Annotated in this window: 22 protein-coding genes and 1 pseudogene; 3 read left to right on the top strand and 20 right to left on the bottom strand. The window is 63.2% G+C overall.

The genetic code is table 11. The features are described from left to right. Nucleotides 1–65 precede the first annotated feature (65 nt). The 11 genes from J0663_RS15270 to J0663_RS15220 all read right to left on the bottom strand — a co-directional run bounded on the left by J0663_RS15270 (nucleotide 66) and on the right by J0663_RS15220 (nucleotide 11113). On the bottom strand, nucleotides 66–1478 hold the full coding sequence (locus J0663_RS15270; protein WP_207241154.1) for a sensor histidine kinase: 1413 nt from the start codon (nucleotides 1476–1478) through the stop codon (nucleotides 66–68). Next, nucleotides 1475–2221, bottom strand: a complete 747-nt coding sequence (locus J0663_RS15265; RefSeq protein WP_281403819.1) for a response regulator transcription factor — start codon at nucleotides 2219–2221, stop codon at nucleotides 1475–1477. Before J0663_RS15265 ends, J0663_RS15270 begins: the two co-directional genes overlap by 4 nt. A 76-nt stretch (nucleotides 2222–2297) precedes the next feature. After that, the gene (locus tag J0663_RS15260) at nucleotides 2298–3878 is read right to left on the bottom strand and encodes a Do family serine endopeptidase (protein ID WP_207241153.1); all 1581 of its coding nucleotides are present in this window, start codon (nucleotides 3876–3878) and stop codon (nucleotides 2298–2300) included. A 151-nt stretch (nucleotides 3879–4029) separates the two neighbouring features. Next, nucleotides 4030–4491 carry a cytochrome c-type biogenesis protein gene (locus tag J0663_RS15255; protein ID WP_207241152.1) on the bottom strand — a complete coding sequence of 154 codons (462 nt, stop codon included), beginning with the start codon at nucleotides 4489–4491 and terminating at the stop codon, nucleotides 4030–4032. Further along, the gene (locus tag J0663_RS15250) at nucleotides 4488–6482 is read right to left on the bottom strand and encodes a heme lyase CcmF/NrfE family subunit (protein ID WP_207241151.1); all 1995 of its coding nucleotides are present in this window, start codon (nucleotides 6480–6482) and stop codon (nucleotides 4488–4490) included. Before J0663_RS15250 ends, J0663_RS15255 begins: the two co-directional genes overlap by 4 nt. Further along, complete coding sequence (ccmE, locus tag J0663_RS15245; protein WP_207241150.1) at nucleotides 6479–6982, bottom strand: cytochrome c maturation protein CcmE; 504 nt, start codon at nucleotides 6980–6982, stop codon at nucleotides 6479–6481. The genes J0663_RS15250 and ccmE overlap by 4 nt, the downstream gene beginning before the upstream one ends. After that, entirely contained in the window at nucleotides 6979–8106 is a 1128-nt protein-coding gene (gene ccmI, locus J0663_RS15240) for a c-type cytochrome biogenesis protein CcmI (protein WP_207241149.1), read from the bottom strand. Before ccmI ends, ccmE begins: the two co-directional genes overlap by 4 nt. Nucleotides 8107–8200: 94 nt before the next feature. Next, complete coding sequence (locus J0663_RS15235; protein WP_207241148.1) at nucleotides 8201–8626, bottom strand: hypothetical protein; 426 nt, start codon at nucleotides 8624–8626, stop codon at nucleotides 8201–8203. A 119-nt stretch (nucleotides 8627–8745) separates the two neighbouring features. Continuing rightward, entirely contained in the window at nucleotides 8746–10149 is a 1404-nt protein-coding gene (locus J0663_RS15230) for a sensor histidine kinase (RefSeq protein ID WP_064706664.1), read from the bottom strand. Beyond that, a complete protein-coding gene (locus J0663_RS15225; protein WP_064682001.1) occupies nucleotides 10139–10810 on the bottom strand; it encodes a response regulator transcription factor in 672 nt (223 codons plus the stop codon). The genes J0663_RS15230 and J0663_RS15225 overlap by 11 nt, the downstream gene beginning before the upstream one ends. Before the next feature lie 54 nt (nucleotides 10811–10864). Then, entirely contained in the window at nucleotides 10865–11113 is a 249-nt protein-coding gene (locus J0663_RS15220; RefSeq protein WP_207241147.1) for a hypothetical protein, read from the bottom strand. 514 nt (nucleotides 11114–11627) lie between these two features. On the opposite strand from J0663_RS15220, the gene J0663_RS15215 reads away from it, so the two are divergent. Further along, entirely contained in the window at nucleotides 11628–12851 is a 1224-nt protein-coding gene (locus J0663_RS15215; RefSeq protein WP_207244510.1) for an MFS transporter, read from the top strand. Between the two features lie 173 nt (nucleotides 12852–13024). Here J0663_RS15215 and J0663_RS15210 read toward each other — a convergent pair whose 3' ends face one another. Continuing rightward, entirely contained in the window at nucleotides 13025–13330 is a 306-nt protein-coding gene (locus J0663_RS15210) for a Dabb family protein (protein WP_064681999.1), read from the bottom strand. Between the two features lie 13 nt (nucleotides 13331–13343). Further along, a pseudogene (locus J0663_RS15205) lies at nucleotides 13344–14038 on the bottom strand (hypothetical protein). Between the two features lie 155 nt (nucleotides 14039–14193). On the opposite strand from J0663_RS15205, the gene J0663_RS31615 reads away from it, so the two are divergent. Beyond that, entirely contained in the window at nucleotides 14194–14325 is a 132-nt protein-coding gene (locus J0663_RS31615) for a hypothetical protein (protein ID WP_259665978.1), read from the top strand. Nucleotides 14326–14363: 38 nt separating this feature from the next. Here the strand turns inward: J0663_RS31615 and J0663_RS15200 are convergent, their stop codons facing one another. The 4 genes from J0663_RS15200 to J0663_RS15185 form a co-directional block, all read right to left on the bottom strand. Further along, the gene (locus tag J0663_RS15200; RefSeq protein WP_207241145.1) at nucleotides 14364–14924 is read right to left on the bottom strand and encodes a TetR/AcrR family transcriptional regulator; all 561 of its coding nucleotides are present in this window, start codon (nucleotides 14922–14924) and stop codon (nucleotides 14364–14366) included. A 124-nt stretch (nucleotides 14925–15048) separates the two neighbouring features. Next, entirely contained in the window at nucleotides 15049–15510 is a 462-nt protein-coding gene (locus tag J0663_RS15195; RefSeq protein WP_207241144.1) for a nuclear transport factor 2 family protein, read from the bottom strand. Between the two features lie 74 nt (nucleotides 15511–15584). Then, a complete protein-coding gene (locus J0663_RS15190) occupies nucleotides 15585–16517 on the bottom strand; it encodes a pyridoxamine 5'-phosphate oxidase family protein (RefSeq protein WP_207241143.1) in 933 nt (310 codons plus the stop codon). Nucleotides 16518–16576: 59 nt separating this feature from the next. Then, a complete protein-coding gene (locus tag J0663_RS15185) occupies nucleotides 16577–17188 on the bottom strand; it encodes a glutathione S-transferase family protein (RefSeq protein WP_207244509.1) in 612 nt (203 codons plus the stop codon). Between the two features lie 131 nt (nucleotides 17189–17319). Here J0663_RS15185 and J0663_RS15180 point away from each other — a divergent pair, with 131 nt between their 5' ends. Then, nucleotides 17320–18213 (top strand): LysR family transcriptional regulator, encoded by an 894-nt coding sequence (locus tag J0663_RS15180; RefSeq protein WP_207241142.1) that lies wholly within the window; start codon nucleotides 17320–17322, stop codon nucleotides 18211–18213. Nucleotides 18214–18223: 10 nt separating this feature from the next. On the opposite strand, the gene J0663_RS15175 is transcribed toward J0663_RS15180, so the two are convergent. The 3 genes from J0663_RS15175 to J0663_RS15165 form a co-directional block, all read right to left on the bottom strand. Then, nucleotides 18224–18592, bottom strand: coding sequence for a DUF983 domain-containing protein (locus J0663_RS15175; RefSeq protein WP_207241141.1), 369 nt, complete (start codon nucleotides 18590–18592; stop codon nucleotides 18224–18226). 210 nt (nucleotides 18593–18802) lie between these two features. Then, a complete protein-coding gene (locus J0663_RS15170; RefSeq protein WP_207241140.1) occupies nucleotides 18803–20206 on the bottom strand; it encodes an aminotransferase-like domain-containing protein in 1404 nt (467 codons plus the stop codon). 115 nt (nucleotides 20207–20321) lie between these two features. Further along, complete coding sequence (locus J0663_RS15165) at nucleotides 20322–21287, bottom strand: SDR family NAD(P)-dependent oxidoreductase (protein ID WP_207241139.1); 966 nt, start codon at nucleotides 21285–21287, stop codon at nucleotides 20322–20324. Nucleotides 21288–21337 lie beyond the last annotated feature (50 nt).

The raw sequence follows: 21337 nt of genomic DNA, 5'->3' as shown, positions 1-21337 counted from the left end.
ACTTAGGGTCCTGCCGGAAAACCGCCAATACACGATCCGGCCTATCGTATTGCTAGACAAGACGTTCAGGCAGCCTTGGCCGGAAAGATCATGCTGACGGTCAGTCCGCGCTGTTCGGGCTTGTCGGGATTGGTGTCGGAGAGCTCCAGCCGGCCGTTATGCAGCTCCATCACCGCTTCCACCAGCGAAAGGCCGAGCCCGGTGCCGGGCTTTGAACGGCTTTCGTCGAGGCGAACGAAACGCTTCACGACGTCGTCGCGCCGGTCAGCCGGAACTCCCGGCCCATTGTCGGCCACCGACAGGCAGATGCCGTCCGGACGGCGGGCAAGCTTGAGCGACACTTCGCCAGCCCCTTGCGTATCGGAGGAATATTTGATCGCATTGTCGAGCAGATTGAAAATCGCCTGACCGATCAGTTCGCGATTGCCATGCACCTCGACGCCGGGCTCGACGCTGGCGCTGAGGCCGAGACCGGCTTCCTCGGCTGCTGGCTCGTAAAGCTCAGCACTGTCGGAAACGATGGCCGAAAGCTCGACCGGCGACATTTCTGCCGCAACCGATCCGGCCTCGACACGGGAGATCATCAGCAGGGCGTTGAAGGTGCGGATCAGTTGGTCCGATTCGGAAATGATACCTTCGAGCGCGGCGCGCCGCGTGTTGTCATCGCTCATATCGAGCGCATCGGCCGCCTTATTGCGCAGCCGCGTCAAGGGTGTCTTGAGATCGTGGGCGATGTTGTCGGAAACCTGCCGCAAGCCCTCGTTCAGCTTTTCGATGCGCTCCAGCATGGTATTCAAGGACATCGACAGCCGGTCGAATTCATCGCCGGAGCCTCCGACCGGCAGGCGCTGCGACAGGTCGCCGGCCATGATCTTCTTGCTCGCGTCCGACATGCGGTCGATCCGTTTCAGCGCATTGCGGCCGATACCGAACCAGATGATGATGGCGCCGAGCCCCATGATTGCCAGGGCGACCATCAGGGCCTGACGCACCAGCAGGCGGAAACGCTCGGGATCACCGAGGTCGCGGCCGATGAGGATTCTGAGGCCATTGTCCAGCACGAAGATATTGGCAATGGCGCGATGGCGGCGCTCGACACCACCACCGTCGGTATAACGTTGATAGGCGAAGGGCGCAGAGATCCAACCGACCTCCTCGAAGACACCCGGCTGCACCGAGGCGACATTGCCGGCGAGAATATCGCCCGAGGGACCGGCGATAATATAGAGATTGGCACCCGGCTGGCGGGCACGCCGCTCCATGGTGCGCAGCAGCAGGTTCATGCCGCCGGCGTCATAGGCACGTTGCACCTGCTCCACTTCCTGGCGGACGCCGTCGCGAATCTGGCCCGTCAGCAGCCGTTCCGACATCGCCGTCACATAGAAGACGAGCGTTGCGGCGCAAATGGCGAATAGCAGAATGTAGAGTGCCGAAAGGCGGACTGCAGTGGACTTGAAGAGAACCCTGAAGCGGCTCATCCCTCGTCCTTGATCATATACCCCGCACCCCGGATGGTTTTCAGGAGCGGCTGGCTGAAATCCTTCTCGATCTTCGAGCGCAGGCGCGAGACATGCACGTCGATCACGTTGGTCTGAGGATCGAAATGATAATCCCAGACGTTTTCGAGCAGCATGGTGCGGGTCACCACCTGGCCGGCATTCTTCATCAGATATTCGAGCAGGCGGAATTCGCGCGGCTGCAGCGGGATTTCCTTGCCGCCGCGGCGCACCTCGTGGGAGAGCCGGTCGAGTTCAAGATCGCCGACGCGATAGACGACGTCCTGCTCCGGCGTGCCCTTGCGGCGGCCGAGCACTTCGACGCGCGCCAGCAATTCGCTGAAGGCATAGGGCTTCGGCAAATAATCGTCGCCGCCGGCACGAAGGCCGGTCACGCGGTCATCGACCTGGCCGAGGGCGGAGAGGATGAGGACCGGCGTATGGATGCCCTTGCGGCGCAACTCACTGATTACGGAAAGTCCGTCCCGGCGCGGCAGCATGCGATCGATGACGATGACGTCGTAGGTGTTTTCCGATCCCATGAACAGGCCGGCCTCGCCGTCGCTGGCGTGATCGACGACGATACCCGCCTCGCGAAAGGCTTTCGTGAGGTAGACCGCGGCCTCGAGATCATCTTCGATGATGAGAATCTTCATGCGGCCGACATTACCCACCGGCAATGTTTCGGCAAGGCTCAAAGCATTTTGATGCGGGGCGGCGCTCATCACGATCTTCCTTCAAATGGCAGAGGAATCGAGCCGTGCGGAGCTTCCTCCGCACGGCTCCCATATTCCCTAAGGATCAGCCCTGGCCGTTGATCGGAAGCGCGACGAAACGGCTTCCTTCGCTGGACTGGATCTGGAACAGCGCGCGCGTGCGGCCGTCCTTCTTGGCCTGGTTCAGAACCTTGACGACATCGGCAGCGGTGGAGACCTCCTGGTTGTTGACCGAGGTGATCTTTTCACCCTCCTTAATGCCCTTGTCGGCGGCATCGGAGTCCGGATCGATGCCGGTGATCGCCAGGCCCTTGCCGTCATCGGAAGGACCGACGGTCAGGCCGAGATCGGCCAGCGCCTTCTCGGATGCCGGCGCCTCGGGCTGCTGCGGCTGGTTGTTGTCATCAGCGGACGCATCCTTCTGGTCGGCCGGCAGCGTGCCGAGTTCGACGGTCAGAGACTGCGCCTTGCCGGCCCGCCAGACCGAAAGCTCGGCCTTGCTGCCCGGCTGCATCGCGCCGATGCGGCGGCTGAGATCACGGGCATCCTTGATCGTCTCGCCATTCAGCGCCGTGACGACGTCGCCGGCCTTCATGCCGGCCTTGTCGCCCGGCGAGCCCGGCTGCGGGGCGACGACGAGGGCGCCGCTCGGCTCGGAAAGGCCGATGGATTCGGCAATGTCCTTGGTCACGGGCTGGATCTGGACACCCAGCCAGCCGCGGGAAACCTGGCCGTCCTTCATCAGGTCGGCGACGACATCCCTGGCGGTCGAGGCCGGAATGGCGAAGGCGATGCCGACGCTGCCGCCTGAGGGCGAGAAGATCGCGGTATTGATGCCGACGACCTCGCCGTTGAGGTTAAAAGTCGGGCCGCCGGAATTGCCGCGGTTCACGGCGGCATCCACCTGCAGGTAATCGTCATAGGGACCGGAGCCGATATCGCGGCCGCGGGCCGAGACAATGCCGGCTGTGACCGTGCCGCCGAGACCGAAGGGGTTGCCGACGGCGACGACCCAGTCGCCGACGCGGACATTGTTGTCGTCGGCCCAGTTGACATAGGTGAACTTCCTGCCCTTGCCATCGACCTTCAGCACGGCGAGATCGGTGCGCGGATCCTTGCCGATCAGCTTGGCATCGAGTTCGGTGCCGTCATTCATCACGGCTACGAAGGCCTGGCCATCGGAAACGACGTGGTTGTTGGTGACGATGTAGCCGTCCTCGGAGATGAAGAAGCCGGAGCCTTGGGCGACGGGACGCAGACGGCCTTTACCGCCGGGACCGTTCGGACCATTCTGACCGAAGCGGCGCTGATGGCCCTGCTGGTCGTTCGGATCCTGGCCGAACTGCCGGAAGAAACGCTTCAGCGGGTGATCGTCGGGAAGGTCGTCGAAGCCGCGGCCGTTGAAATCGAAGGAGAAGCCGTCATTGTTATCGGCGACCGGATTGACGCGATTTTCTACGCGAACCGAAACAACGGCCGGCGAAACGGCATCGACGACATTGGCGAAGCTCGGAACGGCAGGCGCCTGAACCTTGACGGCTTCGGCGTAAGACCGGGTGATTTCGAGCGGAACGCCGGTTGCGAACACAGCGGCTGCGATACCGGCGACGGTAGAAGCCTTGAGCACAGTGGCGAGGGACGGACGTCCGTTGAAATTCTTGAGCATTGGAGCACCTTCTCTTGTTCTTAGATCTTCAGACCGGCGACGCCGGATCAGTCGATGCATGAAGATATAGGATGCGGCACCTTACTGCGAACTGTCCGGTCAATGAAAAGTTGGTAATGTTTGGAATATTTGAAGGCCGCGCCCGCGGACGTTACTTTTGCAGAAGCTTGCTCAGCGTCGCCTGCTCATCGGCTGTCAGCTTGCTTCCGGTCGGCTTGCCAGTCCTTTTGCGTGCAAAGAGGAGCAGCGACACCCCACCGGCAAGCACCAGCAGCACAGGGGCACCCCAGAGCAGCACCGTCTTCACGCTGAAACGCGGCTTGAGCAGCACGAATTCGCCGTATCGCGAGACGATATAGTCTAGCACCGCCTGATCGCTGTCGCCGTTACGGATGCGCTCGCGCACGAGCAGGCGCAGGTCCTTGGCGAGCTCGGCATTGGAATCGTCGATCGACTGGTTCTGGCAGACCATGCAGCGCAGTTCCGCCGACAGGGCGCGGGCGCGCGCCTCAAGCGTCGGATCGGCCAGCACCTCGTCGGGATTGACGGCGAAGGCAGACAAAGGGGTGAAAAGGACGAACAGGACGACAATGAGACGGGAGAGATACGTCATTCCGCCGGCTCCATGGCAGACGCTGGCGGTTTTGCCTTGGCCTTGCGACGCGGGGCGCCGACGCGCAGGCGCCTGTCGGAAAGCGAGACGAAGCCGCCGACGGCCATGATCAAGGCGCCGCCCCAGATGCAGAGGATGAACGGCTTCCACCAGATGCGCACGACGATGCCCCCGTCCTTGGTGGGGTCGCCGAGCGAGACATAGAGCTGGCTGAGCCCGAAAGTCAGGATGCCCGCCTCCGTCGTCGGCATCTGGCGGGCAGTATAAAGCCGCTTGGCCGACCAGGTGTCGGCGACCGCGGCACCGGCGCGCCGAATGGTGAAGTGGCCGCGCTCCTCGGTGTAATTCGGCCCCCTGGCCGCTCGCATGCCGTCGAATTGCAGGCTGTAGCCGCCGGCATCGACCGTCTGACCTGGCTTCATCTCGACGACATGTTCGCTCTGGAACGTCGTCACCGCGACGATACCGAGCACAGTGACGCCAAGCCCGGCATGGGCGAGCGCGGTGCCGAAGGCCGAGCGCGGCAGGCCAGTCAGCCGGTGCCAGGCGATGGCCCCCGCCACCTTGCCGATGCCGGCCCGGTACCAGAGATCGGCGATGGCGCCGAGGATGAGGAACAGCCCAGCCGCCAGCCCGAGCACGGAGAGCACCGGTCCGCCATGCTCGATGTAGAAGACGACGACCGCAGCGCTAAAGGCGACGCCGGCGACGGCATAGAGCCGCTGCAACGCGCCGAGCAGATCGCCGCGCTTCCAGGCAAGCAGCGGCCCGAACGGCACGATGACGAGCAACGGCGCCATCAGCAGGCCGAAGGTCATATTGAAGAAGGGCGCCCCGACCGAGATCTTGTCGCCGGTCAGCGTCTCCAGGAGCAGCGGATAGAGCGTGCCTGTGAGCACCGTGCCGCAGGCGACCGTCAGGATCAGATTGTTGAGGACGAGCGCGCCTTCGCGCGAGATCGGCGCAAACAGCCCGCCGGCGGCCAGCTTCGGCGCGCGCAAGGCAAACAGCGACAGAGCCCCGCCGATAAAGATCAGCAGGATACAGAGAATGAAGACGCCGCGGGTGGGGTCGCTGGCGAAGGCATGCACCGAGGTCAGCACGCCGGAGCGCACCAGGAAGGTGCCCATCAGCGACAGCGAGAAGGTCAAGATGGCAAGCAGCACCGTCCAGATCTTCAGCGCCTCGCGCTTTTCCATGACAAGCGCCGAATGCAGGAGCGCCGTGCCCGCCAGCCAGGGCATGAAGGAGGCGTTCTCCACCGGATCCCAGAACCACCAGCCGCCCCAGCCGAGCTCGTAATAGGCCCAGTAGGAGCCCATGGCGATCCCGAGCGTCAGACAGGTCCAGGCAGCCAGCGTCCAGGGCCTGACCCAGCGCGCCCAGGCGGCGTCGATGCGCCCTTCCAGAAGGGCTGCAACGGCAAAGGAGAAGCAGACGGAGAAGCCGACATAACCGATATAGAGCAGCGGCGGGTGGATGGCGAGGCCGACATCCTGCAGCACCGGATTGAGATCACGGCCCTCGGCCGGCGCCGGATCGAGCCGCAGGAAGGGATTGGAGGTCAGAAGGATGAACAGGGTGAAGGCGAACGAGATCCAGGCCTGCACAGCCAGCACATTGGCCTTCAGCGTCTGCGGCAGGTTGGCTCCGAAGACAGCGACCAGCGCGCTGAACAGCGCCAGGATCAGGAGCCAGAGCATCATCGAGCCCTCGTGATTGCCCCAGACGCCGGAATATTTGTAGATCAGCGGCACCAGCGAATGCGAGTTCTCCCAGACATTCCCGACCGAGAAGTCGGAGACGACATGGGCATAGGTCAGGACGGCGAAGGCAAAGGCGACGAGCAAAAACATCACCAGCGAGCCGACGCTCGCCACATCCATCATCGCCGGGTCGCGACGACGGGCGCCGATCACCGGCACGATCGAGACGATAAGCGCCGTCGCCAGTGCCAACACCAGGGCGTAATGGCCGATCTCGATGATCATGGCGTCGCCTTCGCCTCCTGGCCCTTCGTTTGCTGACCCCCAGCTTGTTTCCCCTGCCCCTGGCCTTCCTGCCACAGCCCCTGCTGTTTCAGCTTGTCGGCCACTTCCTTCGGCATATAGGTCTCGTCATGCTTGGCAAGCACGGTATCGGCGGTAAAGATATTGCTGCCAGCGGCAAACATGCCCTCGGTGACCACACCCTGGCCCTCGCGGAACAGATCGGGCAGGATGCCGGTATATCTGACCTTCACCGCATTCGCGCTGCCGTCGGTGACGGAAAACTCCACTGTCGAACCGGCGCCGCGCACGACGCTGCCCGCCCCTACCAGGCCGCCGAGCCGGATGCGGGTCTCCGGCGCCACCGGCGTCCTGGCCAGATCCGCCGGCATGTAGAAATAAGCCACCGACTGGCTGAAGGCGAACATCACCAAAAGCACCGCCGCAAGGATGAAACTCATCCCACCCGCGATCACCGCAAGGCGCTTCTGCTTGCGCGTCATTGCGTCATTCCCTCCGTGGCTAAGCCAAGCTCCCTGGCAAGCGTCAGCAATTGCCGGCCCTGTTCGCCGGGCGGCGGAAAGGCGGCAAGACCGCGCTTCAGGGCGTCGGCTGCGCCAGCCTTGTCCTTCAATACGGCGTAAGAGCGGATGAGCCGCATCCATCCCTCGAAATTGTTGGGATCCTCACGAAGCTTGGCATCAAGGCTTTCGACCATGCCGCGGATCATCTGCTGGCGGTCGCCCGCGCTCATGTTTTCCGCCGCCGCCACATCTTCCGAGGTCGGTCCGCCGGGCACCGCCGGCTGGGCCGCGCCGCCGTTCTTAGCGATATGTTCATTGACGAGCGGCAGCCAGGGCGCATCGGCCGGCGATTGTTGCGCCAAGGCCTCGAAAGCTCGGCGCGCCTCGTCGGCCTGTCCCGCCTGCTCCATGCTGAGCGCGATGTAGAAGCGGGCACGCGGATTGTTGGCCTCCAGCGACAACGACTGTACCAGCACCTGGCGCGCCTCCTCCGTCACCACGCCCTCGGAGACCGCCATCAGCGTCTCGGCAAGGCCGTCGAGCCGGATCGGGCTCGGGCCGAGAAGCCGGATCGCGTTGCGGTAGGCGAGCTCAGCATCGGCCACCCGCATCGTGCGGAAATAAATCGGCGCCAACACGTCCCAGCCCTTGCCATCGTCGGGGTTTTCGGCCAGATGCCGTTCCGCCTTCGCGATCAGCACCGCGACGTCGTCGCCGGGATTTTCCAGCCGCGCCTGCAGCGGCTGCGACGGCAGGTCCGGCCTGCCAGTCGTCAAATAAAGACAGAGTCCGAGCACCGGCAGGATCAAGAGGACCAAAACTTCGGTGACACGGTGATACCGTATGGGCTTCTGCGTCGTCTCCGGCTCGCCGGCGGAGACGGCGATCAGCCGCCGGCCGACTTCGGCCCTGGCGTAATCAGCCTCTTCCGGCGTGATCAGCCCGCCGGCAAGATCGCGGTCGAGCTCGCGCAGCTGGTCGCGATAGACAGCCGCCTCGCCGACGCGGCTGTCCTGTTCCGCCTTCGCACCGCGCAGAAGGGGGTAAAGCAGGATGACGGCGACGGTTGCCGTCAGAACGGCAACGAGAATCCAGAACAGCATATCGGCCCCAATACGTGAAGCGCACGGCTATTCCAACTGTCAAAGCCGGAATGACGAAGATTTGAGGCTATTCGCCGCAATTCGCAAAAAGGCTTCAACCGAGCGGCGACCAGCTGCCGTCGTCATTGCGGCAGGCTGCACCCCGCGCTACGGTGTCCTTGCCGTCGACGGTCAGCGTATGGGTATATTGCCGGCAATTCTGCGAACCGACTTGGTAAGGGGCCGCCGCCACCACCTTGCCGGAGACGTCCTTGCCGTTCCAGACCACCGGCTGGCCGGCCGCCGCCCCTTCCAGCGCCCGATATTCCGCCTCGAGCGCACGCTGTTTGTTGCTGTCGCTCAAGTTCACACCGCTGCGGCCGACAATGCCGCCCTGCAGTGCGGTGATGAAGGCGACCGATGCGGAGGGTTTGCTCGAAAAAATGCCGCGCGAAGCAGCACCCTTCGTCGTCGTGCAGCCGGACAGCGCGACGGCGAGAAAAAGGGTGGAAACGATCATGCCTTGCGAGCGTAGAATCATTGCGTCGAACCGCGATCAGAGGTCAAATTTCAGCCGATCGAAGTGCAGCGTCCCCGTGTCAGCATTAAGGCAAAGCATGCTATGCGTTTGCCACTATCTTTGTGACATCAAGCAGTTGGTCATGCAACATCCTTTGTCACACCGGGCAGGATAAGCTTCGCCTTCAGCCCGCCCCATTCACCACGCGAGAGCTCGAGCCGCCCCTGGTACTCGTTGGAAATTTCGGTGACGATCGAAAGGCCGAGCCCGGTTCCGGGCTTGCTTTCGTCGAGCCTGCGGCCGCGCTTCAGCGCCTCGCGGATCTGGTCCGGCTCCAGGCCCGGCCCGTCATCCTCGACGGCGAGCTCCACCCAGCGGCGGCGCGCGCTCGCTTCCGCCCCTTTCACGTCCTCGCCGGCCTCGACGGCCGAAAGCCGCACCCTGCTTTTGGCGAAACGCGCCGCATTTTCCAGAAGATTTCCGACCGTCTCCTCGAGATCCTGCTGCTCCATGGCGACGGCGAGATGCGGCGGCGAGACGACGAGATCGAATTCGGTGTCGACATTCAGCCGGCGCATGACGCGCACCAGCCGCTCCAGCGCCGGCTCGGCGTCGGTGCGGGCGAGCACGGATTCGCGCTGGGCGGCGATACGGGCCCGGTTGAGATAGGACTGCACCTGCCCCTGCATCGATTCCGCCTGGCTGCGCACCAGTTCGCCATGGGATTTTTCGAGAACGCGCGCCTCATTCAGAAGAACGGCGATCGGCGTCTTCAGCGAATGGGCAAGGTTACCGACCTGCATGCGCGCCCGCTCAACGATGCGGCGGTTGCTGTCGATCAGCGCGTTCACCTCATTGGCGAGCGGCAGGATTTCACGCGGGAAGTCCCCCTTCAACTGCTCGCTCTCGCCGGCGCGGATGCGCTCCAATGCGGCCCGCGCCTTGTCGAGCGGCTTCAGGCCGTAAAGGATCGCCAGGGCATTGACGATCAGGCTGCCGACGCCGAAACCGGCAAGTGCCAGATAGAGACTATGAGAAAAGGTGCGGACATCGTCCTCGACGACATCGACATTGCCGGTCACGCGGAAGCGCGCCGCGCGCCCGTCCGTGTCGAGCACCACTTCGGTCTCGGCCACCTGCACGCGGTTGCCGGAGGCATCCGTCACCTGGTAGTAGCGCTCGTAATTCTTGTCGAAAGGCGCCTCGACGACGGAGGGAACCGGGATGAGCGCCGAGCCGAGGGAGGGCGACACCAGCGGCGCTGTCGTATAGGTGCCGAGCGGCTCGACCACCCAGTACCAGCCAGTCTTCGGCTGGGCAAAACGCAGATCGCCGAGCTGCGGGCTGCCGCTCAACGCCCCCTGATCGCCGATCGTCACGGAATTGATGACGTTATAAAGCTGGGCCCGCAAGAGATCCTGGAAACCGCGTTCGGCGCTCTTGCGGTAGAGCGTCGAGATCAGCAGACCGATCACCACCAGGGCCACCGTCGACCAGACCGTGGTCAGCAGCAACACACGTGCGGTGAGCGACTTAATTCGCATGTTTCGGCGCTTGGATGCGGTAGCCGAGACCACGCACCGTTTCGATCAGGTCGACGCCCATCTTCTTGCGCAGACGGCCGACGAAGACCTCGATCGTGTTGGAATCGCGATCGAAATCCTGGTCGTACATGTGCTCGACCAGTTCCGTGCGCGAGACGACCTCGCCCATGTGATGCATGAGATAAGCGAGCAGGCGGTATTCGTGCGAGGTCAGCTTCAGCGCCGTGCCGTTGACCGTCGCCTTGGAGGATTTGGTATCGAGCCGCACCGGCCCGCAGACGATCTCGGAGGATGCATGTCCGGCCGCGCGTCGGATCAACGCGCGAATGCGCGCCAGCACTTCCTCGACATGGAAAGGCTTTGTGACATAGTCGTCGGCGCCGGCGTCGATACCAGCCACCTTGTCGCTCCAGCGGTCGCGCGCCGTCAGGATCAAAACCGGCATGCCGCGGCCGGCGCCGCGCCATTTTTCCAGCACGGTGACACCGTCCATCTCCGGCAAGCCGATATCGAGAATGATGGCGTCATAGGGTTCGGTGTCGCCGAGGAAATGGCCTTCCTCGCCGTCGAACGCCTGATCGACGACATAGCCTGCCTCCTTCAGCGTGTCGGTCAGCTGCCGGTTGAGGTTGACGTCGTCTTCGATTACCAGAATGCGCATCGGTCCGCCTTCGTCCGTTTCAAATCGATCGTGTTTTGAATAGACCGATTCCGGTTACATCGGAACCTTTACCGTTACCTTGCGTGGACGCTGGCCATTGCCGGACACGAGAACGGTAATGATGCAGCTGTCGCCTACTGGTTGCACGGACAGGAGCTGCCCGCCCGTCTGCTCGACGACCTGGGCTGCGGCGGCGCTGCAATCGCCTGCCACACGCAGGATGAGGGTGCCCGCGCCGTCCGGTGAGGGCGCCGATACCACCAGTCCGGCGGCCACTACTGCGACGCTCAGAGGAAAGGCCATGTCTTACGCTTTCAAGGTAATTCCAACTTGGTGCGACTATGTACTCACGTGACCTGAATGGCAAATGAATGCGCTGTAATACAGGGTATTTAGAACCATTCTCGACTGCTTGGAGCAAGCGATTTCAGCCCTTGGAAACTGCCGCTGCCGCAAGCGCAAGCAGGTCCGCCTTGACCTGAAAACAATGGGGGCTCACCCCTGGAATCCAGCTGTTGGCCAGCACCTCCGGCAAACACCGAAAGCCGGGGGTGACCCCGACCAAGGTCATCGATTCCGAAGCGGCAGCGTGGCGCCGATTCCGCAACCACGATAGACCAGCCGATGGGGGCACGCTTCAGGGCGCACGGGTCGTCCTCAAATTGTACCGCGCTCTTATGTCATTCGTGCATCTTTTCATCCGGTCGAGATAAAAATGCAGGCTGCCGGCATAGCGGATTTGCCGATTGCGGCTTTCCCCGGCTGGTTGAAACTGCTATGCCTTGCTACCCTCGCATTTCAGACCCTTTCCGCACCCATGCCAAAACCCTTCCGCTTCCGCTCGGCGCAGACGGTCGCCGTCCTTGCCGTCACCCAGCTGATCGGCTGGGGCACGACCTTCGACATACTCGGGGTCATGGGCCGCATCGTGGCGCCCGATCTCGGCGTGGCAAACGAGGTGGTGTTTGCAGGCCTGACGATCATGATGATGGTCAGCGCCGCCGTTGGTCCGATAACCGGCCGCTGGCTTGCCCGTTATGGCGCCGCGCCGGTGCTTTCGGCGTCTTCTCTGACCTTTGCGCTCGGTCTTTTTCTGCTTGCCGCCGCAAACGGCATCATAGTCTATGCCGCCGCCTGGATCGTGATCGGCGTCGGCGGCGCGCTCGGCCTGTCCGCGCCGGCCTATACCGCCGTCGTCGAGCGCGAAGGAATAAACGGCAAGCGCGTCATTGCCATCCTGATGCTGTTCACCGGGCTATCGAGCGCCGTCTTCTGGCCGGTCCTCAGCCTGCTCAACGACACCTTCGGATGGCGCCTGACATTCCTCATCTGCGCGGCGCTGCAATTCTTCATATGCCTGCCGCTGCATCTTTTCGCCCTGCCGAAACCGATCGCGACCCAGGTCGACGGCGGCGCGGCCGACGTCGCCCCGGTGCCGCTGTCGAAGGCGGCGCAGCGCAAGGCCTTCCTGCTGATCGCCGCGACGACCACCATCACCACCTTCATCACCTTCGGCATTTCGCCATCGCTGCTCGAGATCTTCCGCCAGTCCGGCGCTTCGCCGGCCTTGGCGCTGCAGCTCGGCTCGGCCCGCGGCATCCTCGGCATATCGGCGCGGTTCCTCGATATGCTGCTCGGCCGGCGCGGCAATCCCATCCTCAGCGCCGCCACGGGTATCGGCCTGATGCTGACGAGTTTCCTGATGCTGCTGCCCGCCGGTCCTTCGACGACGCTGCTGATCACTTTCATCCTGCTTTACGGCTTCGGCGCCGGCGTCGTGACCGTCGCCCGCGCGCTTCTGCCACTGGCCCTGTTTTCGCCGCGCGAATTCGGCCTGCAGTCGGCCCGACTGTCGCTGCCGCAAAACCTTGCCAATGCCGTCGCCCCTGTCGTCTTCACCGCCATCCTCGACCGCGCCGGCACCGGTCCGGCACTGCTTTTCGCAGCCGTGCTCGCGGCATTGTCGCTGACCCTCGTGCTGATGCTGATGGCGCTGGTGCGAGGCGCACGGGCATCGCAACCGAGCCCGGTCATTTCGTGAGACACGGATTCAGGCGCGTTTGGCGAATCTTTTGAATCGCTTGCTGCGGCTTTTTCGGAGATTGCGTCCGATCGTTCGGAACTTCGTTCAACTGCGGGCGACCTGATTCCAGAGGATCGTCCATCCATTTGAACTTCCTCAGAATTCGGCTCGAAGCCTATCGCTTGCCGAAGTCAGAGCGGCCGGGTGACGGCGGTGCGGCTGTCGTAATCGGCGGCGATGCGTTTTTCCCGGAGCGGGCGCACGCGCTCGATCGAGCGCTGATAATCGGGATGCGCCTTATAGGCGGCGAGCGCCGCCTCATCGTCAAATTCGCCATAGACCACAAGATCGATCTCGGTGCCCAGCTGATCGGTCTTCACATTGGTGCCGATTTCCAGCAGCCGCGCGTGCGGAATGGCCGTCAGGATCGAAAGCCCCGCCCTCACCTCCTCCAGATGTTCCTCCTGCACGGTGAAGAAGACGATATGGCGGATCACGCAGAAGCTCCTGTCAGATTTCAGAGGGGTCGGTCCGCGCGATAACACGTGAACCCGGGGCCTTCAACCGCGCGGCCTGCGCTACGCGGCATCCGGACGCAGCGCCGCATTGAAGGCAATGGCATAACCCGCGAGTTTCTCGGCCCGGTCGGTGCCGTTGACGATGCGGCGCGCATTGACCCAGTCCTCGGTCGTCGCATTCAGATGATCGGCAAGCCTGTGGCCGGTAAAGCTGCCCTGCAGCATGCCTTCGATCAGGATCGTCACCGCCGCATCCATCTCCATCGCCCGATCGGGATCGGCAACGAGGTCGATGCCCGTCAGCGCGCTCATCGCCTCGTAATTCCGCTTATGGGTAAGCTGCACGAGGCCACGGCCGAGCCAGCAGCGGCCGTCCTCGTCTGGCCGCCAGTAGGGCGCCTTCACCCAGGAGAGCCGGCCTGCGGCAAAGGCTGCCTCCAGGATCTCGACGGCGCGCATATCGCTTTCAGCCAGCGTCTCGCGCACCGGCTGCATCGTATAGGCGGTCTCATGATAAGCGGTCGCGAGGATATAGGCCAGCCATCGGCGATCGGCCTGCGCAAACCGCTTTTCCCACGCATCGAGAATCGCGGACATGCCCACTACCTGAGGCTGAGTCAGCTCTCCCCTGAAGAGTTCCTGTCGCACCGCATCAAAAAACAGTATCCGGTCCGTGTGGACAACCATTCCGCGTTACCCGTGAATCTCGTGGTTAAAATCGTCTTAATCGATTAAAATGAACTTAATCGTTTGAAGTGCCTAAGCCCCTGATTTACACGCCTTTTGTCTTGTGCAATGCATCATTTCGCCCGAAGCCTTACCACCACAAGAGGAGACTTCCGATGCAGACGCCCGTCAATACGCAAACCACCATTCCCCAGCACGTCGTCGACCAGATGGAAAATGAGTGGCGCCAGATTCGCCTTGAGCGGGAAAATACGCGCCCGACCCGGCAGCCTCAGCAACAGCGCTGAAAGATACGGCCAAAGCGGCGCAGATGTAAGGCCGGCCCTCATCGTGTCGCAGCCTCAAGCCGGTTCGCCAGTCTTTCCAGCGACCGGGTGAAAATCGTTTCCATCCTGAGCGCGCGCGACAGCACCAGCGCGCCTTGAATGCCGCAGACGCCCTCCTCGGCAAGCGTCTGCGCCTCCCCCGCGCCACAGCCGGCCCGGATCAACGCCGAACGCAAGGCGTCGATCCAGCGGATGAAATAGTCGCCGATCGCCGACGAAAACCGCTCCCGGGTGTCATCGAGGGCGAAGGCGCCAACGAGGCAGATGCGGCCGCCGGAGCGGAAGTAATCATTCACATTGACCCACATCGCCGCGATCGCCTGCTGGGCGTCGTCATTGCGCAGCGGCCTATAGATCGCCTGTTCGAACCAGGCATCGATATCGGCGAGCACGGCGCCGGCCATCTCCTCCTTGCCGCCGGGAAAGAAGTGGTAGAGGCTGCCCTTGCCGATGCCGGTGCGTTCGGTGATGCGGCTGAGCGTGGCGCCCTCATAGCCGAGTTCGCGGAAGGCTTCCGCGAGCAGCGATATAATGTCGGCGCGTTCATAGACGGTCTTCACCGGTCTGAATTCATCCTGTTCAGAGCATATCGCGCAAAACTGTGCAGCGGTTTTGCGATCACGGCATGCGAAAAATCAAGACCTAAAGCGTGGGCCACGCGAATCTGAAAGATCGCGACGCGCTTTAGAGGCCGAGCTCGGTCAGGCCGGGATGATCGTCCGGCCGCCGGCCGAGCGGCCAGTGGTATTTGCGCTCCGTCTCCCGGATCGGCAGATCGTTGATGCAGGCAAAACGACGCTGCATCAAGCCGGCCGCGTCGAATTCCCAGTTCTCGTTGCCGTAGGAGCGGAACCAGTTGCCGCTGTCATCGTGCCATTCATAGGCGAAGCGGACAGCGATGCGGTCGTCGGTAAAGGCCCAGATTTCCTTGATCAGCCGATAGTCCAGCTCTTTCGCCCATTTGCGGGCGAGAAAAGCGACGATCTCGGCGCGGCCGGTGATGAATTCGGCGCGGTTCCGCCACTGGCTGTCCGGCGTATAAACCAGCGAGACGCGCCCGGGGTCGCGGCTGTTCCAGCCGTCCTCGGCAAGACGGACTTTCCGGGTGGCAGTTTCGAGGGTAAAGGGCGGGACGAGGCTAGACATGGGCTTTCCTGTTCTGATCGGATTTCATTGTACTGATCGGTACAATGATTGCAAGCTGACTTGAAGTGGTAGTCTCAGACGTCGCGATGCAGGCTGCTCCAGCGCAACGGCAGGGCATCAAGGCGAAGCACAATCTCTTCGGGCGTGAAACGCCACAGCCGCTCCGCCCGTTGAAAGGCTGAGATTTCCGGTGAATCCAGCAGCACGTCGGCCTTTCCCGTCATTTGCAGCAGGTCGCCGGCTTCGAAATCGACGAAGACGAGCCCGGCTTTCGGATTGACGAGAATATTGCCGAGGGTGTTGAAGAACCGGTTGCCGGGAAAATCGGGAATGGTCAGCACGCCCTCGGCGCTAACCCGCACGAAGCCGGCATCGCCGCCGCGATGGGAGACATCAACCTGCCGCTCGCCATCGCGGTCGACGTAGGAGGCGACGAAAAACGTATCGGCCCTCTCGACCATCCGCTGCGTCCGATCATCGAGGCGCGCGGAACGGATCGGCCGCATTGCGGTCACCGCGTCGGGGTCGCGGACGAAAGCGGCTGAGCGCGGCTGGATATATTGCGGGCAGTTGCCGAAGCTCTGGCCGACGCGCAGGCGGAAAGCCTCGGCATCCACCCTGCGGATGACGCCGTTCAGCCGGTTGCGCCGCCGGGTCTCGAGCTGGATGCCGAGCAACGCGATCGCGTCGCCGTCCTCCATGCCGGCATCGGCGGGATCGTCCGGATCGCGCCGCAGATCGACATCGAGAGCCTCGGGCTCGGGCGAGTACAGAAAGCCCGGGCGCCCGGCCCGTATCGTCGCCCAGGCATCGCCCTGTGCATCGACCGCGCCGAGCACGACGAAAGGCAGCATCGGAAAGAAGGCGCGATGCTGCTCGGGCATGGCCTTGCGGATGAAATTGCGGCCTGGTCCATCCATGCGTTCGACGACGCCGACGCTGCGCTGCATGGCGAGTTCACCCGCGTGCCAGGGTGATGCGGCATCCTGTCTTGTCTCGTTCAACATCATGGCCTCCTTGTGGGGATCATCGGCTGGCCGGGACGGCGCTCCGCCCCGGCGGCTGTTCATGCGGCAAGGCCGATCTTCGTCTTGCGGAAGCCGACGAAACCCGGCAGCGCCTCGATGCGGGCGAGCCATGCCCGAACGCTCGGATAGGCCGAGGTATCGACATTCCCCTCCGGCGCGTTAGCGATGTAGCTGTAGAGCGCAATGTCGGCGATCGTCGGCTTGGCGCCGAGCAGGAAGCTGCGGCCGGAGAGCTCGGCCTCGACCAGCGCGAGAATGCGATGCGCCCGGGCAATGACCTCCTCCATACGGAAATCGGCGCCGAAGACGGTGACCAGGCGGGCGGCACATGGTCCGTAGGCAATCTCGCCGGCCGCAACCGACAGCCATTTCTGTATCCGCGCCGCAGCAACCGCTTCCTCCGGCAGCCAATCGGTGCGGCCGTATTTGCGCGAGAGGTAAACGAGGATGGCCGAGGAATCGGCAATGACCGTGCCGTCATCATCGAGAACCGGCACCTGGCCGAAGGGATTGAGCGTCAGAAATTCCGCAGCCTTGTGGGCGCCCGCCGCCATGTCGACCTCGATCAGTTCATAAGGCACGCCAAGCAGCGACAGGAACAGGTGAGCCCGGTGCGAATGGCCGGAAAGCGGATGATGGTAAAGCTTCATCATGGTTCCTCTGCTGTTTGATGGCGGACAAAATTTGTCCCCTCTCGATGAGGAGGTAACTTACTGCCTTCCACTCCACCGCAGTAGAATGCTAGTCTGGGAGGCATATTCCCAATTTATGGAAGGACAGAATGGACCGTCTCGATGCCATGACCGTGCTTCTCGCCGTTGTCGAACAGGGCAGCCTCTCGGCTGCCGCCCGGCATCTGCGCTCGCCGCTTGCGACCGTCAGCCGCAAGGTTTCGGAGCTGGAAGCACATCTCGGCGCCCGGCTTTTACAAAGAAGCAACCGGAAGGTCGCACTAACGGAGGCCGGCCGCTCCTATGTCGAGGCGGCGCGGGAGATCCTCGACCGCGTGGACGAAGCGGAACGGGCTGCCGCCGGCGAATACAGCGCGCCGAAAGGCGAGCTGACGATGACGGCGCCGATCGTCTTCGGGCGGCTGCACGTCCTGCCTGTCGTGGTCGATTTCCTGAAAGCCTATCCCGACATCAATCTGCGACTGATGCTCGGCGACCGGCTGGCGAACCTTGTCGAGGATCATATCGACGTGGCGCTGAGAATCGGTAACCTGGCCGACAGCAACCTGATCGCCACGCGGCTCGGCGCGATCCGCCGCACCGTCTATGCCAGTCCGGGTTATCTCGCGCGGAACCCGGTCCCCGTGCAGCCCGCCGAGCTTTCCGCGCATGACTGCATCACCTTCGAGGGCATGGCCACGACGCAAAGCTGGACATTCACCGAGGGAAAACGCGACCTCGCCGTGCCGGTCCGCTCGCGGCTTGCCGTCAACACTGCCGAGGCGGCGGTCGATGCGGCCGTCGCCGGTCTTGGCATCACCCGTGTGCTTTCGTATCAGGCCGCCCGCGCCGCGGCAGCGGGCCTGCTGGTGCCGCTGCTTGCCGATTTCGAGCCGCCGCCGGCGCCGGTGCACCTCGTCTATCCCTCGCAGGGGCTCGTGCCGATAAAATTGCGGGCGCTTATCGATTTTGCCACGCCGCGCCTGCGCGCTGCGCTGAAATAGGCCGGTAGATTCAGGCCAGTCTGCCCTCTTCCGCCTTGTAGAAATACTGGCTGGCGACCAGCCAGCCTTTCAGCGGCCGGAGCGGCGGAATGCAGGTGGCGAGCATGAAGGGGCCGGTGACCAGGAGCTGCACCCAGATCGGCGCCGAGAAAGCCACCTCCAGCCACACGCCGAGCAGCACGCTCGGGATGCAGGCGAAGCAGATGACGAAGAAGGCCGGGCCGTCAGCGGGGTCGGCGAAGCCATAATCGAGGCCGCACACCTCGCATTGCGGCTGCAGCGTCAGGAAGCCCTTGAACATATGGCCCTGCCCGCAGCGCGGGCAATGTCCCTTGACCCCGGTCTGGATCGGAGGAAGCGGCGGATATTCGACGTCCATGATAACCTCATCTTTTCTGGCACGCGGCAGAACCAATCAATGCCGTACAAATGTGTGCATACAATACATTTATGTTGTTCTGCAATTTCCAGTCAATTTGCCAGAATGCCGCAGATTTCGGTTTGCCGGCGACGTACCAACCGCAGATTTCCAAGCATGATTGACGTCTGGCGAGGGCCTGCCGCTTGCAGCGTCGGCGGCGCTTCCAAGTCAGAAGAACGAGGCCGCCATCTCCGGCGGGCCTTCCAGCGCATGGGCCATGAACTCGAGTTCGTCTTCCAGCTTGCCCCGCGCGATCGGGCCGCCGAGGCAGACCCGAACCGCCTCGGCCGGCGCGCCCTCGACCGTGAAGGCATCGCTTGCCACCACGCCGATGCCGGAGGAACGCATATGGCTGCCGAAGGTGGAGCGGGTCCAGCCGTTGATCAGAGGCAGCCAGATATTGAAGCTGATCGGATCGGCGCGGTAGCTGCCGGCAGGCAGGATAGCGGCGACCATCTGCTGGCGGGCGGCAGCCTCGGCACGGACGAAGCGCAGGATCGCATCGGCCGTGCCGTCCTCGATCCAGCGGGTGGCGAGTGCCATGTTCAACGGCGAGGCCATGACATTGTTGGCGCGCATTGCGCTGACGAAGGGCCACCCCGCCTTGTTGTCGGGCGCCACGACATAGGCAAGGCGCAGGCCGGCGCCGATGCATTTCGCCAAGCCGCCAATATGCCAGGTCAGATCGGGCGCCGTTGCCGCCAGCGGCGCCGGCCCTTCCGCCGGAATGAAGCCATAGGCATCGTCCTCGACGATCGGCAGATGATATTTGCGGGCGACGGCTGCGATTTCCTTGCGGCGGCCGACCGGGATGGTCAGCGTCGTCGGGTTCTGCAGCGTCGGATTGAGATACAGCGCCTTCGGCTTCAAGCGCTCGCAGGCCGCCGCCAAAGCATCCAGCAGGATACCGTCCCCATCCATCGGCAGGCCGGCAAGATTGAGCCGCAATTGGGCAGCAATCGAGCGCATGCCCGGATAGGTGATGATTTCCGACAACACGGTCTCGCCGGGTTTTGCCAGCAGGCCGAAGATCGCCAGCAGCGCAGGATGGGCGCCCGGCGTGACGAAGATCCGCTCCTGCGAGGGCTTGAGCCCGCGACGGCCGAGCCAGACGGCGGCAGCCTCCTTGTCGATTCCGGCGCCGCCGAAGCCCTGATAGCGCAGAAGCGGGATGAGGTTCGCCGCCACCGCCGAAATGCCCTCGCGCATGCGGGCAATCAACTCCGGATCGTCCGGTTCCGGCGGCAGGTTCATCGTAAAATCGCCAACAGACGCACGGCGGGGGTCGGGCGCGGCACCGACGCCGAAACCCTGGCGCTGCTGATCCGCAGCGCCGGTGACGAAAGTGCCCCGGCCGACATGGGAATCCACGAGACCGCGCTTCTGCGCCTCGACGTAACCTCTCGCCACTGTCGTGAAATCGACATTCAGCCGTTTGGCAAGTTCGCGTTGCGGCGGCAGCCGGTCACCGGCCACCAGATGCCCGCTGCGCAGATCCATTTCGATCAGATCGGCGATCGCCATGTAACGGGGGCTGCTGCTGCGGCTGAGATCGGGATGCCAGTCCTTCATTTGGTGATCCGGTCAGTCTGATTTCTGAAGACATTGACCGTATATTGTTGCATCTCGTCACTGTCACGAAAAATGTCAGCCTCCGAGCTAGGAGGCTGACGGCTGATTGGATGCATCACCGCATCGACGGCGCCGCGAAGGCGTCGATGCCGGTCAACTTTGCTGACAAGGCCCACAGGCGTTCGCCATGCTCGGGATTGGTTGCGTGATCGCTGACACCACCCGGCTTCCCGTCGATAGCCCGGTCGGCCACATCGCAATCCTCACAATAAAGGCCTCCCATGCCGTCGAGCTGAGGTGAGGTCGCCGCCCATAGTTGCGTGGCAGCCCCCTGCGATGGTGTCTTGAATGTCGGGTCGATCGGATTGCCATCCGTATCGATCCAACCGGCACGCACCATTTCCTCCCGTGAAAGATGGCGCTGGAGGGGCGTGAGGATCTTGCCCGGATGCAACGAGAAGGCGCGGATGCCGGCACCCTGCGCGAGCCTATCGAGATGCAGGGCGAAAAGCGCATTGGCAGTCTTCGACTGACCATAGGCCTGCCACTTGTCATAACCGGTCTCGAACTGCACGTCGTTCCATCGGATGCCGGAGATTTGGTGGCCGCCTGATGAAACCGAAACGATACGGGCATTGGGCGAGATGGCCGGCGAAACGCCATTCACCAAAGCGAAATGGCCGAGATGATTGGTTGCGAATTGCGCCTCCCATCCATTACCGACGCGCGTCTGCGGGCAGGCCATGATGCCGGCGCTGTTGATGAGGATATCGATGCTGCGGCCGGCAGCGACGATGCCATCGGCGAAGCGGCGAACGCTGTCAAGACTGGAGAGATCGAGCCGCTCGACCTGCACACCACCGATGCCGGCGACGATGTCTCGCGCCGCTTCGGGGTTCCTCGCACCGATGATCACCGTGGCGCCGGCGCCCGCTAAAGCGCGCGTGGTCTCCAGCCCGAGGCCGGAATGGCCGCCGGTGACGATGGCGCGCTTACCGGAAAGATCAAGACCGGCCAGAACCTCATCGGCGGTCGTGCGAGCTCCAAATCCGGAGCCGATAGGGGCTTGTTTGTCGTTCATGATGATCGCCTTTGTTTTGCGACGTTGCGGAGGAGCTGAGAATAGGATGT

The organism is Rhizobium lentis, assembly GCF_017352135.1.
GTDB lineage: Bacteria > Pseudomonadota > Alphaproteobacteria > Rhizobiales > Rhizobiaceae > Rhizobium > Rhizobium lentis.
Note: the sequence above shows the minus strand (reverse complement) of the source record. Positions and strands in the feature narration are given on the sequence as shown.